The sequence below is a fragment of the Streptomyces sp. NBC_00691 genome, assembly GCF_036226665.1.
GTDB lineage: Bacteria > Actinomycetota > Actinomycetes > Streptomycetales > Streptomycetaceae > Streptomyces.
Genome location: NZ_CP109007.1, coordinates 732453 through 748274, shown reverse-complemented (window position 1 = coordinate 748274; position 15822 = coordinate 732453). Strand labels below are relative to the sequence as shown.

Genomic DNA, 15822 nt, shown 5'->3' with positions numbered 1-15822 from the left:
GGGCCTACCTCCGCATCACGACCGGCTCGTGGCGGCGCAGCAGCCGCGCCACGAGCAGACCGAGGACGAGACAGAGCACGACCATCATGCCCATGTCGAACAACCAGGCCGACGCCGTGTGGTCCATCAGCGGATCCGCCGTCTTCTCGCTCGGCGAGACCGTCCCGATGTCCACCGTGGCGCCCATCGCCGCGAACGCCCACCGCGACGGCACCAGCCACGCCAGCTGCTCCAGGACGGGAGTCCCCCGCACGGTCAGGAGCGCACCGCAGAACACCACCTGCACGATCGCGAGGAGGACGAGCAGCGGCATCGTCACCTCCTCCTTGCGGACGAGGGCGGAGACGAGCAGCCCGAGCATCATCGCCGTGAACGAGAGCAGTGCGACGGCGAGGGTGATCTCCACGAGCGGTGGCATCAGGACGCCCTTGCCGCCGGGCACGTTCAGCGGGACGCCGATCAGGGCCACCAGGGTCAGGACGACGGCCTGGACCACCGTGATCGTGCCGAGGACGACCACCTTGGAGGCGAGGTAAGCCGAGCGGGAGAGGCCGACGGCTCTCTCGCGACGGTAGATGGTCCGTTCCTTGACCAGTTCGCGGACGGCGTTCGCCGCGCCCGTGAGGACACCGCCCACACAGAGGATGAGCAGGACGTTCAGCGTCGACTCCTGGTTGAAGCCGCCCTCGGACAGGGCCCGGGCCATCGCGCCCATCACGAACGGCAGCGCGATCATGATGGCCAGGAACGTGCGGTCGGCGGAGAGCGCCGCGGCGTACCGGCGGACGAGCGTCCGCAGCTGGGAGCCCCAGCTCTGCGCTTTCGGCGGTGGTGCCGGCTCCCGTTCCCCCGGGGAGGCCCCCGGCAGGGGGACGTTCGGGCGGGCCGTCGCGTCGGAGACGTAGCGGCGGTGGAAGCGCGAGGACCGGTACAGACCCGCCCAGTCACGGTCCCGGTCGTTCTCGAAGGCCTCGAAGGCCTCGGGCCACTGGTCGAAACCGAAGAAGCCGAGGGAGTCCGCGGGCGGCCCGTAGTAGGCGACCCGGCCGCCCGGCGCGAGGACGAGGAGCCGGTCGCACACGTCCAGACTGAGCACGCTGTGCGTGACGACGACGACGGTCCGGCCGTCGTCCGCGAGCCCGCGCAGCATGTGCATCACGGACCGGTCCATGCCGGGGTCGAGACCGGACGTCGGCTCGTCGAGGAACAGCAGCGACGGCTTGGTGAGCAGTTCGAGCGCGACGCTCACCCGCTTGCGCTGGCCGCCGGAGAGGCTGTGGATGGGCTGCTGCGCGCGTTCCGTGAGTCCCAGCTCCCGGATCACCTCGTCCACCCGGGCCCGCCGCTCGTCCGGCTCGGTGTCCTCGGGGAAGCGCAGCTCCGCGGCGTACCCGAGGGCTCGGCGCACGGTCAGCTGGAGGTGCAGGATGTCGTCCTGCGGGACGAGCCCGATGCGCTGGCGCAGCTCGGCGTAGTCCCGGTACAGGTCGCGGCCGTCGTAGAGCACCGTGCCCCGGTCGGCGGGGCGCTGCCCGGTGAGCGCGCCCAGGAGCGTCGACTTCCCGGCGCCGGACGGTCCCACCACCCCCAGCAGGCACTTCTCGCCCACGGGGAACGACACCTCGTCGAGGAGGATCTTGCGTCCGTGGTCGACGGTGACGGCGAGGGACTGGACGTCGAGGGAGACCTCGCCGGTGTCGGTGAACTCGACGAGCTGCCCGCCGATGAGACAGAACGCGCAGTGGCCGACACCGACGATGTCGTCCGGCGTCACGCGGGCGTCGACGACGGGGGCGCCGTTGAGGTAGGTGCCGTTGTGGCTGCCCAGGTCATGGATCCAGTACGTGCCGTCGGGGCGGGCGCGCAGCTCGGCGTGGTGCCGGGAGACGACGAGATCGGGGACGACGACGTCGTTGTCGGGGGCGCGGCCGATCCGGATGCTGTGGGCGGGCAACGGCCGCACGGACGTCGGCTGCCGGAAGGTGCCGGTGGCGGCGGGGTGCGCGACGGAGGGGGGCCGGGGGAGCGGCGCGTTCGGCGGGGTGCCGAGGTCGGGGGTCACGGGGGAGGCCGCCGCGGGTGCGGGGGCCGGCGCGGGGGCGGGCGTGGGAGCCTCGGCCGGGGGCGCGGCCTCGGCGGGTGCGGGTGCGGGTGCGGGTGCGGGTGCGGGCGCCGGTGTCGGGGCGGGTGCCGGCGTCGCCGGAGTGGGCGGGGGGTCCGCCGGCGAGTCGGCAGGGGCCGGTTCGGGCGGCGGCGCCGCTTCCGGCTGCGCCTCCGGCACCGCCGCCGCCGGAGCGGACGGGGCGGCTCCCGACGACAGGACCGCGCGGGGGCCGTCCTCCGGATGCCCGAAGCGTACGACCGTCCCGGCACCCACCTCCTGCCGCCCGGCCACCCGCAGGCCGTCCGTGAAGGTGCCGTTCGTGCTGCCCTCGTCCGCGAGGGTCCAGTGGCCGGCGGCGGCGCTGAGCACCGCGTGGTGCCAGGACGCGCGCGCGTCCGCGAGGACGACGTCGCTGGTCGGGTCACGTCCGATGCGATAGACGCGGCTCGGACTCATCCGGGTCGCGTCCCCGTCGATCTCGAGGACCAGCTCGGGCGCCGCGGGCGCGACGGGTCGCTCTCCCATGCGTGAATATTATCCGCCGGTGGTGATCCCCGCCCGGGATGAGGCCGCCGGTAGGGTGGGCGTCCGCCGCGGGAAGCGGCCCAGGACGAAGGAGGAAGCACCCGTGCCGAAAGGTGTCACCAGGAGGCGGCCCCGTACCCGCGCGGCCCTGCTGAAGGCCGCCCTGGAGACCTTCGCCGAGCACGGCTTCCACGCGACGACGATCGAGCAGATCTGTGAGCGAGCCGGATTCACGCGGGGCGCGTACTACTCGAACTTCGCGAGCAAGGAAGAGCTCTTCCTCGCCCTCTTCGACGAGCACAGCGACCGGACCGTGGGACGGCTCGCCGACGCGATCGACGCGCTGACCGCCGAGGAGTACACCCTGACCCGGCTCGCGGAGCTCGCCTCCAGGGTCGAACCGGACGAGCGGGACTGGTACCTCGTCACCACCGAGTTCACCCTGCACGCCATCCGCGACCCGCAGGCCGCCTGGGTGCTGGCGCGCCACGACGCGCGGCTGCGGGCCGAGATCGCTCGCGGGCTCACCCTCGTCCTGCGCCGGGCCGGGCGCGAACTGACCGTGGACGCCGACCGGTTCGCGCGTCTCCTCATCGCCCTGCGCGAGGGGGGACTCGCGCAGAGCTACGTGGAGCCGGCCGAGCTGCCGCCGGGCAGCCTGGAGCTGCAGTTCCTCCCCCCGCTCCTGGAGGCGTCGACGCGGCGGATCCCGGGCGCCGGCACCTCCGGTGACACGGACACCGGCAGTGATGCCGGGCAGTGACGCCGGGGAGTGATGCCGGGCGGTGACGCCCGGCCTTGACGCCGGCGCCGGTGTCGGCGACGCCGCGTGGGGCGGGGGCGGTCAGTCGAAGAGGTCCGGATCCGACGCCGTGATCTGATCCCACAGCGGGCGCGCCTGGAACCAGCCGGCCAGGTGCCCGCCGATCTGCCCGCGCGTGAGCAGGGCCGTCTCCCGGTCGATGTGCTGCGGCGTGCCCGCCGCCATCGCGAGGAGCTGCGCCTGGCAGGACCGCTCCATGGTGACGAACCACCACACGGCCTCGGCGACGGACTGACCGACGGTCAACAGCCCGTGGTTCTTGAGGATGACCGCCTTGTGGTCGCCCAGGGCCTTGGCGACGCGCTCGCCCTCCTCGGTCTCGTTGACCACGCCCCGGTAGTCGTCGTAGATCCCGTGGTCCTCGAAGAAGGCGCAGGCGTCCTGGGTGATCGGGTCGAGCGGGATGCCGAGGCTGGAGAAGGCCTTGCCGTACAGGGAGTGCGAGTGCGCGGCGGCGATCGCGTCGGGCCGGGCGGCGTGGACCCGTGAGTGGATGACGAACGCGGCCCGGTTCACGGGCCTGCGCCCCTCCAGTACGGTCCCTTCGTGGTCCACCAGGATCAGGTCGGAGGCCTTGATCTGGCCGAAGCTCATGCCGAAGGGGTTGACCCAGAAGGCGTCGGGGTCACCGGGGTCGCGGACGGTGATGTGCCCGGCGACCCCCTCGGAGAAGCCGAACCGTCCGAAGATGCGGAAACCGGCGGCGAGTTGCTCCTTGCGGTACCGGCGCTCCTCCTCGACGGAGTCGAAGGCGGGCGGCAGCGGAAGGACGACCCCTTCGGGCAACGGCCCGACGGCGGCGGCGAGCGCGGGCGGCACGGTGCTCATGACGGCTCCTCGGTGAGCGGTGGGGCGTGGCGCGCCAAAAGATACAGAGATGTATCCGATACGACAATGGATCGAGGGGTGGGGTGAGGGGGCGGCGAGGGTTGCGGCCGAGGGATTCCGGTGGCTACGGTCGACCCCGTACAGAAAGCGCTTTCCCCACGTGTGCCGGCTCTCGCCCGCCGGCTGTCCCTCGGCGGCCGCCGCCCCCCGTCCCTCGCCCCTCGCCCCCTGGCCTCGTCTCCTGGAGTCCCCGCGTGCCCACCCCGGACGTCCTGATCTACACCCGCACCACGGGCTACCGCCACGACTCGATCACCGACGGGGCCGCGGCGCTCATGGAGCTGGCGCACGAGCTCGGCCGGAAGGCCGAGGTGACGGACGACCCGGAGGCCTTCACGACCGGGCGCCTCGCGCGGTGCGCCGTCGTCGTCCTGCTCTCCACGACCGGGAACGTCCTCACGCCGGAGGGACGCACCGCCTTCGAGGCGTACCTGAGGGGCGGCGGCGCCCTGCTCGCCGTCCACGCGGCCGCCAACGCCGAGCCCGACTGGCCCTTCTACGGAGAACTGCTCGGCACCCGCTTCGACGGCCACCCCGAGCTCCAGCCCGGCATCGTCCTCGTCGACGACCACGACCACCCCGCGACGGCCCCGCTGCCGGACCGCTGGGAGTGGACCGACGAGTGGTACAACTTCACGTCGGACCCGCGGGGCGGCGGGAAGCACGAGGGCACGGGGAAGCCCGGGGACGGCTCCGAGTCCGGGGTGTGGATCCTCGCCCGGGCCGACGAGACCTCGTACCGGGGCGGCACGCACGGTGACGACCACCCGCTGGTCTGGTGCCGGGAGATCGACGGCGGGCGGGTGTTCTTCACCGCGCTCGGTCACGCCGCGGAGACGTACCGCGACCCCGTCTTCCGCGCCCACCTCTCCGGCGCCCTGTCCTGGCTCACCGCCCGGTAGCCGACCTCCGGCCGCGTTCCCCGAGGCCACCGCCGTTTTCGGGTCACCCCACCGCACCGCCCCTGTTGCGCCGAGCCCCGCTTAGCGGAAACGTGCGGACGGGGGCCGATGTCAGGAGGAGACCCGTCATGGGCATCGCCACCGTGAACCCCGCGACCGGCGAGACGCTGCGCGTCTACGAGGCCCACGGGCCCGAGGAGGTCGAGCGGCGGATCGCCGCCGCCCACGAGGCGTACCGCCAGTACCGCACCACCTCCTTCGCCGAACGCGCCCGTCTGCTGCGCGCCGCCGCCGCTCTCCTCGACGAGGACAACGAGGACATCGCGCACACCATGACCGTCGAGATGGGCAAGCCGATCTCCGCGGCCCGCGCGGAGGCCGCCAAGTGCGCCAAGGCGATGCGCTGGTACGCCCACAACGCCGAGGAGCTGCTCGCCGACGAGCACCCGGCGGAGAGCGACGTCCAGGACTCCGGCGCCGACGTGGCGCGCGTCCACTACCGGCCGCTCGGCCCGATCCTCGCCGTCATGCCGTGGAACTTCCCGCTCTGGCAGGTGATCCGCTTCGCCGCGCCCGCGCTCATGGCGGGCAACACCGGTCTCCTCAAGCACGCCTCCAACGTGCCGAGGACCGCGCTCTACCTCGGCGACCTCTTCCGCCGCGCCGGATACCCCGAGGGCTGCTTCCAGGCCCTGCTCATCGGGTCCCGCGACGTCGAGCGCGTCCTGCGGGACCCCAGGGTCGTCGCCGCCACCCTCACCGGCAGCGAACCCGCGGGCAGGGCCGTCGCCTCCGTCGCGGGCGACGAGGTCAAGAAGACCGTCCTGGAACTCGGCGGCAGCGACCCGTTCATCGTCATGCCCTCGGCCGATGTCGTCGGGGCCGTGAAGACGGCCGTCACCGCGCGCGTGCAGAACAACGGGCAGTCCTGCATCGCCGCCAAGCGGTTCATCGTCCACGAGAACGTGTACGACGACTTCTCCGAGCGCTTCACCGCCGCCATGAACGCCCTCACCGTCGGCGATCCCCTCGACGAGGCCACCGATGTCGGCCCCCTCGCCACGGAACAGGGCCGCGCCGATCTGGAGGCGCTCGTCGACGACGCGGTACGGCGGGGTGCCACCGCCCTGTGCGGCGGCCACCGGCCGGAGGAGCCGGAACTGGCGAACGGCTGGTACTACCGGCCCACCGTGCTCGCCGGCATCACCCCGGAGATGCGGATCCACCAGGAGGAGACCTTCGGGCCGGTCGCCACGGTGTACCGGGTCCGTGACATCGAGGAGGCCGTGACCGTCGCCAACGACTCCCCGTTCGGACTCAGTTCCAACGTCTGGACCCGCTCCTCGGAGGACGTCGCCTTCCTCGTACGCGATCTGGAGGCCGGGGGCGTGTTCGTCAACGGCATGACGGCCTCGCACCCCGCCCTCCCCTTCGGCGGGATCAAGCGCTCCGGTTACGGCCGAGAGCTCTCCGGGCACGGCATCCGCGAGTTCTGCAACGCGACGACGGTCTGGCAGCGCGCCTGACCGACGCCCCCGCGCCCCTGTGTCGCCGCGCCCCTGTGTCGCCGCGCCGCTCCGGCGGCGCGGCGACACGGTGCATTCCACCCGTCCACCCGCATCGCCCCTCAGGCCGGGCTCTCAGGCCCGGGTCCACTCCGTCAGCCGGTCCGCCGACCAGGTGTTGATCACCCGGTCCTCCGGCACTCCGCACTCCTCCGCCCGCGCGCAGCCGATGATCTGCCACTCCAGCTGGCCCGGCGCGTGCGCGTCCGTGTCCACCGCGAAGTACGTGCCCGTCGCCACCGCGAGCCGGAGCAGCCGGCGCGGCGGGTCGAGCCGCTCCGGGCGGCTGTTGATCTCGACCGCCGTCCCGGACTCGGCGCAGGCGGCGAAGACCCGCTCCGCGTCGAACTCCGACTCCGGCCGCAGTCGCCCGCCCGCCACCAGACGGCCCGTACAGTGCCCGAGCACGTCCATCAGAGGGTTGCGCACGGCCCGTTCGAGCCGCCGGGTCATCGCCCTGGCGTCCATGCGGAGTTTCGAGTGGGCCGAACCGACCACGAGGTCGAGACGGTCCAGGAGCTCGGGTTCCTGGTCGAGCGAACCGTCCTCCAGGATGTCGCACTCGATCCCGGTGAGCAGCCGGAACGGTGCCCACTCCGCGTTCAGCCGCGCCACCACGTCGAGTTGCTCCAGGAGCCGCTCGGCCGAGAGCCCGCGTGCCACCGTGAGGCGGGGCGAATGGTCGGTGAGCACCGCCCACTCGTGGCCGAGGGCCGCCGCCGCGCGGCCCATGTCCTCGATCGTGGCGCCGCCGTCGGACCAGTCCGAGTGGAGATGGCAGTCGCCGCGCAGGGCCGCCCGCAGGGCCTCGCCCCCGCTCGTCCCTCCGTCGGTCCGCAGCGACTCCTCCAGCTCCGCCTCGAGCCCCGCCAGATACTCCGGGACCCGTCCGTCCAGCGCCTCGCGCACCACCGCCGCCGTCTTCGGTCCGAGGCCCTTCACGGCCTCCAGGGTGCCCGCCGCCGCGCGGTCGGCCGCCTCGCCGTCCGGCAGGGCGGAGACCGCGGCGGCCGCCGTACGGAAGGCCCGGGCCCGGTACCCCGGCGCTTGGGCGCGCTCGAGGAGGAACGCGATCCGGTTCAGGGCGGCCACAGGATCCATGGTGTCGCTGCTCCCTTCCTCAGAGTCCCCCTCAGACGCCGTGACCGAGGTCGGCCGGCACCTCCGCCGGACCGATCTCGCACCACACGGCCTTGCCCTCGCCGCGTGGCTCGACACCCCAGCGCGAGGCCAGCGCGTCGAGCAGCATCAGTCCGCGCCCGGAGGTGGCGGCCTCGCCGGGGGTACGCCGCCGGGGCCAGGCACTCGACCGGTCCTGCACCGAGAGCCGTACCCGCCGCACCGGTTCGGGCAGCACCTCCAGGGTCAGGACCGCGCCGCCCTCGGTGTGGAGCAGGACGTTGACGAGCAGCTCACCCGTCAACAACTCGGCGTCGTCGGCCAGTTCCGACATGCCCCAGTCGTGCAGCGCCTGCCCCACGGCCGCACGCGCGTCCGACAGGCCCTGCGGATCGGCCTGGTGGATGTACTGGTGGATGCGCGGCGCTCGGGGCGTGCCCGGGTCCGGGCTGCGCCGCAGCACCAGGAGGGCCACGTCGTCGCCCGCGCCCCAGCGCTCCCACAGCCGCTCGGAGAGGTGGTCGGCCAGGGCCTCCGCCTGCGGCGGGCCGCTGCTGATGGCCGCCGAGAGCGCGGCGAGACCGGTCTCGATGTCCGATCCGGGCTGCTCGACGAGCCCGTCCGTGCACAGCACCAGGGTCTCCCCGGGGACGAGGTCGAGCCGCGTCTCCGGGAACTCCTCGTCGCCGAACACGGTCGCGAGCCCCAGCGGCAGCCCGCCCCGCAGCTTGGGCTGCCCGACCCGGCCGTCGGTGTGCCGGATCAGCGGCCCGAGGTGCCCGGCCCGAACGGCGCGCAGCGTGCCGCTGCCCAGATCCACCTGGGCGTACGTGCAGGTGGCGAACCGGTTGGTGTCCAGCTCGGCGAGAAACCGGGAGGCGCGGGCCAGCACCGTCGACGGGGCGTGGCCCTCACCGGCGTACGCGCGCAGGGCGATGCGCAGCTGCCCCATGATGGCGGCGGCGTGGGTGTCGTGCCCCTGGACGTCGCCCACGACGATGCCGACCCGGCCCCGGGGCAGCGCGATCACGTCGTACCAGTCGCCGCCGACCTGCCGCCCGCTCCAGGCCGCGTGGTAACGCACGGCGATCTCGCCGCCGGTGATCCGCGGGATACGGCGGGGCAGCATCGTCGCCTGGAGCCCGGTCGCCAGCTCCCGCTCCTCGTCGAAGAGGATCGCCCGCTGGAGGGACTGGGCGACGATCGCCGCGAGGCCGAGGGCCAGGTTGCGCTCGTCGGCGTTGAACGAGGTACGGCCCCGGTAGAACAGGGCCATGCCACCGAGCGACCGCGCCTGCGCGACCAGCGGCAGATAGCAGGCCGCCCGGAAGTCCAGGCGCTCCAGGTACGGGGCGAGCTCGGGGAAGTCCCGCCCGAGCGACGAGAACGAGGACACGAAACGGGGCCGCCCGCTCAGGACCGCCTCGGCCAGCGGCATGGCCCGGTCGAGCCGCCGGACCCGGAAGTCGTTCAGCACGTCGAGGGTCTCGCCGCTGAGCGCGATGATGTTCAGCGAGCCGTTCTCGACGAGGCCGAGCGCCAGGCCGTCGGCGCCGAGCCTGGCGAGCCCGCCGGGGCCGGTCAGGGCGGCCGTCACGTCGTCCACGGTCACCGCGCGCGACAGCGCGGCCGTCGTCCGCTCGACGATGTTCGTCTGGACCTCGCGCCGCTTCTCCAGTTCCTGGACGAACGCGAAGCGGGTGACCTCGGCCGTCGTGTCCCGGACGACCCCGACGATCCGCCGCGCCCGCCCGTCGGGCGAGCGGAGGATCCGTGCCTGCACATGCGTCCAGTGGGGTGGTCCGCCGGGCTGCGGGATGGGGAAGTGCGCGGTGTACGAGACCTCGCCGCTGGTGACCGCCTCCCGGACGACGTTCTCCAGCCTGGCCCGCTCCTCGGGGTCGAGGCGGGCGATCAGCGACACCGGGCGGCCGTCGTAGGCGTCCGGGGCAACGCCGAAGACCAGCAGCCCGGACTTGTCGACATCGATGGTGCCCGTGTCGAGATCCCAGTCGAAGCTGCCGGTCCGGTTCATGGCGAGCCACTCGGCGGGCCCGATCTCGCCATTGCGCGTACGCCGGTCTTCATCGGTCATCCTCCCCATTGTCGAACCCGCGCCCCTTCGACGCCATGGCGATGACACGGCGTGGCGCGAGTTCGCCTCGGTGGAGCCCGGCCGGGAGGGGGAGTAAGGCCGCGAATGAGGCGCGGCGGGGGGCCGCTCCCGGCACGTCGGTGCGGCGCCGGACGGAAATGCCGGTGGGCCCCGCCGTGCGGCGGGGCAGAATGGGCCGGTGCAGCCGCCCTACCGTGTTCTCGGTCCGTGTCAGGCCTTCCGTACCGACGACGGGACGGAGGCCGTCCTGAGCGGTGCCAGGCTCCGTGCCCTGCTCGCCGCCCTCGCGGGGGCCGGCGGACGGGCGGTGGGCACGCGCGCGCTGATCGACCAGGTGTGGGGTGACACCGGCCGCGCCGAGGAGCCGGACCAGGACCGCACGGCCGCGCTCCAGGCCCTCGTCGGGCGGTTGCGCCGCGCCGCGGGCAGGGACTCCGTCGTCTCCGCGCCCGGTGGCGGCTACCGCCTGGCCGCGGACCCGGACGCCGTCGATCTCCACCGCTTCGAACGGCTCGCCGCCGAGGGTTCCGCCGCGCTCGGCGCCGGGGACCCGGCCCGGGCCGCCGCCCTCCTCGACGAGGCCCTCGGGCTCTGGCGGGGTCCCGCCCTGGCGGATCTGCCCGGCCGGGACACCGACCCCCTGGTCGTACGGGTCGAGCAGCGGCACGCCCACGCACGACGCGACCGGCTCGCCGCGGACCTGGCCCTGGGACGGGCCGCGGAGGTCCTCGCCCCGCTCGCCGCCCTGGCGGCCGGAGAGCCGCTCGACGAACCGCTCCAGGCCCTGCGGATCCGCGCCCTGCGGGCGGCCGGACGGTCCGCGGAGGCCCTGGCCGCGTACGAGGACCTGCGCGCGCGTCTCGCGGAGCTGCTGGGCACGGACCCGGGACCCGAACTGCGCGCCCTCCACGCGGAACTCCTCGCGGAGCCGACGCCCGCACCCCTCGCGGACCCCGTGCCGGACGAGGCGGACCCCGTGCCACCGGCGCCGGGCGAGAGGGGCCGGTCGGTCGGTCTTCCCGCGCGGCTGACCTCCTTCATCGGCCGGGACGACGACCTGGGCGCGCTCGCCGCCGAGTGGGGCACGCGGCGGCTCGTCACCCTCACCGGGCCGGGCGGTGTCGGCAAGACGCGGCTCGCCCTGGAAGCGGCCGGGACGTACCGGGACGGCCCCGTCCACTTCGCCGAACTCGCCTCCGTGCGTGAGGAGTCCACCGTCGCCGCGGCGGTCCTGAGCGCCGTGGGCGCGCGCGAGACGCACGTCTGGCACCGCGCCGCCGCCGTCGCCGCGGCGGACCCGGAGGACCCCTTCGCCGAACTCGTCGAGCACTGCTCCGGGCGGCGGATGCTGATCGTCCTCGACAACTGCGAGCACGTGGTCGCGGCGGCGGCGGAGCTCACCCACGTGCTGCTCGCCCGCTGCCCGGGGGTGACCGTGCTGGCGACGAGCCGGGAGCCGTTGGGGGTGCCGGGGGAGGCGGTGCGGCCGTTGGGCCCGTTGCCGGTGGGGATGGCCTTGCGGTTGCTGGGGGAGCGGGGTGCGGCGGCGCGTCCCGGGTTCGTGGTGGCCGAGGACGCGGGGGCGGCGGAGGAGGTGTGCCGGCGTCTCGACGGTCTGCCGCTGGCGATCGAGCTGGCGGCGGCGCGGTTGCGGTTGTTGTCCGTGCGTCAGATCGCGGAGCGGTTGGACGACCGGTTCCGGTTGCTGACGTCGGGGGCGCGGACGGTGTTGCCGCGGCAGCAGACGCTGCGGGCGGTGGTGGACTGGTCGTGGGATCTGCTGGAGGGTCCGGAGCGGGCGGTGCTGCGGCGGCTGGCGGTGTTCGCGGGGGGTGCGGATCTGGCGGCGGCGGAGGCGGTGTGCGCGGACGGCGGGGTGTCGGACGTGCTGGATCTGCTGGGTGCGCTGGTGGACAAGTCGTTGGTGGTGGCGGGTCCGGGGCGGGATGGTGAGGGGATGCGGTTCCGGCTGCTGGAGACGGTGGCGGAGTACGCGGCGGAGCGTCTGGGGGAGTCGGGGGAGCGGGCCGCGGTCGAGCGGCGGCATCTGACGTACTACCGGGAACTCGCCCGTACCGCCGACCCCGAACTCCGCGGCTCGGGACAGCTCGCCGCCATCGCGCTCCTGGAGCGCGAGCACGACAACCTGCGCGGAGCCCTGCGCACGGCCGTCGCGCTCGGCGAGGAGCAGGAGGTGCTCTGCCTCGTCCACTCCCTCAGCTGGTTCTGGCAACTCCGACACCACCAGCTCGACCCCCGCACCTGGGCCGTCGAGGCGGCCCGGCTGGGCCCCGACCCCTTCCGGGAACCGGTCCGCCCGGCCGAGCCGTTCGACGGGCGCTGCACCGACGTCCCGCCGCCGTGGCAGGGCGAGCGCCTCGCCGAGGCACGGCGCGGCGGGTGGCTGTACGTGCTCGCGACGCAGGGCGGCCGGGGCGCAGCCTCGTTCGAGCACCCCGAAACCCGCGCCAGGCTCGCCGCGCTGGTCTCCGCGTACCGCCCCGGCCTTCCGCAGACCTGCCGCCAGCCCGCGATGATGTGGTATTTCGCCCGCCTCATGACCGGAGAGTTCACCGGCCTCGGCGAGACCCTGACGGCGGTCGTCGACGCCTGTCGCGACCACGCCCCCGGCTGGGACCTGGGCTTCGCCCTCCTCCTGCGGGCCAAGCTCGTCGTCCGCGGCCCCCGTGACGCGGCCGAGGCACTCGCCCTCTTCGAGGCCGCGGGGGACTCCTGGGGCATCGCCGAAGCGCTCGCCGCCCGGGGCGAGAGCTACGAACGCGCGGGCCGGCTCGCGGAGGCCGCCGCCGACTTCGAGCGGGCCACGGAGGCCGCCGCCCACGTCGGCGCCAGCTCCCAGGTGCCCCTGTACACCGCGCGCCTCGCGGCCGTACGGCTCCGGCTCGCCCCCGAGGGGGACCCGGCGGCCGAACAGCTCCTGGCCCAAGCCGCCGACGCGGCGGGGGAGTGGGGCGCCGAGGTCGCCGGCTCGGCCCGGATGCTGCTCACCCAGCACTACGGCCACACCGGGCGGACCGGTCTCGCCCGCGCTCAGCTCTCCCGTCTGGAGCGCGAGTTCGGCGACGCGACGCCGGACCTCTTCTGGGGTCTCGCAGGGGGAGCGTGGGCCTGGCTCGACTGCCTCGACGGGGCATACGACCCGGCCGTGGAGCGGCTGGCGAAGGCCGTCGCGGCGGTGGAGACCCTGGCCCGCCTGGTCGCCCCGTACCTGATCGTCACCCAGTTCGCCACGGCGGCCTGGGCGCTCGGCGGACGGGGCGGGCCGGGCGACGCCGAGACCGGGGCGCGGCTCCTCGGAGCGTACGACGCCCATGCCGGCTCCGGCACGGACGGCGGTTTCCGGCCGTTCTCGACCGAGACGGAGACCTTGATCAGGTCGCGCGCCGAGGAGACCCTCCGCGTGGCGCTCGCCCCGGAGGCGTACACCCGCCACTACGAGCTAGGGACGCGGCTCGAGTCCCGCGCGGCCGCGGAGCTGGTCAGGAACCGGGGGCAGGCCCCGGCCTCCTGACGTCGGCCTCCCCTCGGCGATGCCCGCTTCCCGGACAGGCCGGCCGACCACCGTCGGGAGTCGCCCGGGCCCGGTCGGCCGATCCGGTGGCGCCGGCGGGCCGAGGACGGCGCGCAGCGCCCGGAGGCGACCAGGTCCTGGTCGGCGGGCTCGCTCGTTTTCCTCCCAGGCCACCGTGTCGTCCTGGACCGGGCGAGGGCCCGCCGAGGGTGACGCCCGGCGTACGGGGGGTGAGCGAGGGACGGTGACCGGGGGAGGTGCGGGCCGCCGCCGCTCCCGGATGCGGACGGGGTGGCCGGACACGAGAATGGCGAGTGCCGGACGAAACGTAGGAGGCGGCATGAACGCTGAGCCCGACAAGACGTCCCTGGGGGACTACCCGACGCCCGACCGGCTGCTGCATTCCGGGTCGGAGGGCGAGTTCACGGCCGAGGACCTGGTCCTCGCCTCCGGCCGTGACGTGACTCCGAAGACCCTCGCCTGGGCGGAACGCCGCATGGCCGAGAAGGGTCGCGCCTCCATGGACGAGCTGCTGCCGTAGGCCGCCGCGGCCCAGGCGAGACATCCGCGGTGCTCCACGGCGGTCCATGGTGATCGCACGGGATCCGCAGTGATCCGCAGTGATCCGCAGTACCCCTCGACAACCCCCACGGCCCCGGTTCGGCAGCTGCGAACCGGGGCCGAGGGCCGTCCGGGGCCGCTCCGAGGCTTCCGCATTTATGGAACACGTTCTACCGTGGCCGCCGTCGCGCGTCGCCCTCCGGGTGACACCGAGGACCCCGCAGGACCGCCGCCGCAGGACAGCCGCCACGGGAGGCCCGCACCATGCACCTCGCATACACGCCCGCTCAGAACAGCCTGCGCGCCGAGCTGCGTGCGTACTTCGCCGAGCTGGTCCCCGAAGACGTCCACACCCGCTACGCGGACCCGGCGGCGCAGAAGCGCTTCTACCGGGAGACCGTGCGCCGGCTCGGCGCCGACGGCTGGCTCGGGGTCGGCTGGCCGGCCGAGTACGGCGGCCGGGGGCTGACCCCGATGGAACAGTTCATCTTCTTCGACGAGGCCGCGCAGGCGGGCGTACCCCTGCCGCTCATGGCGCTGAACACCGTCGGACCGACGATCATGGGCTTCGGCACCGACGAGCAGAAGGCGTACTTCCTGCCGCGGATCCTCTCCGGCGAGATCGACTTCGCCATCGGCTACAGCGAGCCCGACGCGGGCACGGACCTCGCAGCCCTCAAGACCCGCGCGGTCCGGGAGGGGGACGAGGCCACCGGTACGTACACCGTGAACGGGCAGAAGATCTGGACCACCAACGGCGACACCGCCGACTGGGTCTGGCTCGCGGTCCGCACCGACCCGGACGCCCCGCCGCACAAGGGCATCACGATGCTGCTCGTCCCGACGAGCGACCCCGGCTACTCCTGCACGATCATCAACACCCTCGCCTCGCACGACACCACGGCCAGCTACTACGACAACATCGAGGTCCCCGCGTCGCGCCGGGTCGGCGAGGAGAACAGGGGCTGGCGCCTCATCACCAACCAGCTCAACCACGAGCGCGTCACCCTCGCCGCCCACGGCACGATGGCGATCCGCGCGCTCCACGACGTCCAGCACTGGGCCGCCGCCACCCCGCTCGCCGACGGCCGGCGCGTCATCGACCTGCCCTGGGTCCGGCGCACCCTGGCCCGCACCCACGCCCGGCTCGACGCGATGAAACTCCTCAACTGGCAGATGGTGAACGCGGTCCAGAACGGCACCCTCACCCCCCAGGACGCCTCCGCCGTGAAGGTCTACGGCTCCGAGGCCCGCCGCGACGCCTACGCGGCCCTCATGGAGGTCGTCGGCGCGGCGGGCGCCCTCAAGGAGGGCTCGGCGGGCGCGGTCCTCCACGGCGAACTGGAACGCGGCTACCGCTCCGCCGTCATCTTCACCTTCGGCGGCGGCAACAACGAGATCCAGCGCGAGATCATCTCCTGGATCGGCCTCGGCATGCCCCGCGTCCGCCGGTAGTGCCGGTAGTGCCGGTAGCTCCGGTAGCGCCGGCAGCGCCGTGACCGGTCGTGCCGAGTGGCCCGCCCGGGTTGGGGCGTGACCCGAGACCCAGCCGTGACCTGCGGAAAGATCCACGACGGGGGTTTCTGCCGGTTTCGTCGCCATGCCCACAGGATCGTCACCGAACCGACATACCGAGCGGTCGGAATCCCCTTACGGGAGAGCTATACCCATGAGTAACGTTCGCGGA

10 protein-coding genes are annotated in these 15822 nt (G+C 73.8%); 6 read left to right on the top strand and 4 right to left on the bottom strand.

The window, feature by feature from the left end:
* Positions 1 to 4: 4 nt before the first annotated feature.
* Entirely contained in the window at positions 5 to 2629 is a 2625-nt protein-coding gene (locus OG392_RS03395; RefSeq protein WP_329275359.1) for an FHA domain-containing protein, read from the bottom strand.
* Between the two features lie 103 nt (positions 2630 to 2732).
* On the opposite strand from OG392_RS03395, the gene OG392_RS03390 reads away from it, so the two are divergent.
* Positions 2733 to 3392 (top strand): TetR/AcrR family transcriptional regulator, encoded by a 660-nt coding sequence (locus OG392_RS03390; RefSeq protein WP_329275358.1) that lies wholly within the window; start codon positions 2733 to 2735, stop codon positions 3390 to 3392.
* Positions 3393 to 3473: 81 nt separating this feature from the next.
* On the opposite strand, the gene OG392_RS03385 is transcribed toward OG392_RS03390, so the two are convergent.
* Positions 3474 to 4280, bottom strand: coding sequence for a class II aldolase/adducin family protein (locus OG392_RS03385; protein ID WP_329275357.1), 807 nt, complete (start codon positions 4278 to 4280; stop codon positions 3474 to 3476).
* A gap of 254 nt (positions 4281 to 4534) precedes the next feature.
* Between OG392_RS03385 and OG392_RS03380 the strand changes: the two genes are divergently transcribed.
* Positions 4535 to 5242: a ThuA domain-containing protein gene (locus OG392_RS03380; protein WP_329275354.1), complete on the top strand. Its 708-nt coding sequence runs from the start codon at positions 4535 to 4537 to the stop codon at positions 5240 to 5242.
* Positions 5243 to 5370: 128 nt separating this feature from the next.
* Positions 5371 to 6768: an NADP-dependent succinic semialdehyde dehydrogenase gene (locus OG392_RS03375; protein ID WP_329275352.1), complete on the top strand. Its 1398-nt coding sequence runs from the start codon at positions 5371 to 5373 to the stop codon at positions 6766 to 6768.
* 114 nt (positions 6769 to 6882) lie between these two features.
* Here OG392_RS03375 and OG392_RS03370 read toward each other — a convergent pair whose 3' ends face one another.
* The gene (locus OG392_RS03370) at positions 6883 to 7908 is read right to left on the bottom strand and encodes a PHP domain-containing protein (RefSeq protein WP_329275349.1); all 1026 of its coding nucleotides are present in this window, start codon (positions 7906 to 7908) and stop codon (positions 6883 to 6885) included.
* A gap of 31 nt (positions 7909 to 7939) precedes the next feature.
* On the bottom strand, positions 7940 to 10021 hold the full coding sequence (locus OG392_RS03365; RefSeq protein ID WP_329275348.1) for a SpoIIE family protein phosphatase: 2082 nt from the start codon (positions 10019 to 10021) through the stop codon (positions 7940 to 7942).
* 199 nt (positions 10022 to 10220) lie between these two features.
* On the opposite strand from OG392_RS03365, the gene OG392_RS03360 reads away from it, so the two are divergent.
* The 3 genes from OG392_RS03360 to OG392_RS03350 all read left to right on the top strand — a co-directional run bounded on the left by OG392_RS03360 (position 10221) and on the right by OG392_RS03350 (position 15590).
* Complete coding sequence (locus OG392_RS03360; RefSeq protein WP_329275346.1) at positions 10221 to 13574, top strand: ATP-binding protein; 3354 nt, start codon at positions 10221 to 10223, stop codon at positions 13572 to 13574.
* A 340-nt stretch (positions 13575 to 13914) separates the two neighbouring features.
* Complete coding sequence (locus OG392_RS03355) at positions 13915 to 14115, top strand: hypothetical protein (RefSeq protein WP_329275344.1); 201 nt, start codon at positions 13915 to 13917, stop codon at positions 14113 to 14115.
* Positions 14116 to 14399: 284 nt separating this feature from the next.
* Positions 14400 to 15590, top strand: a complete 1191-nt coding sequence (locus OG392_RS03350) for an acyl-CoA dehydrogenase family protein (protein WP_329275342.1) — start codon at positions 14400 to 14402, stop codon at positions 15588 to 15590.
* Positions 15591 to 15822 lie beyond the last annotated feature (232 nt).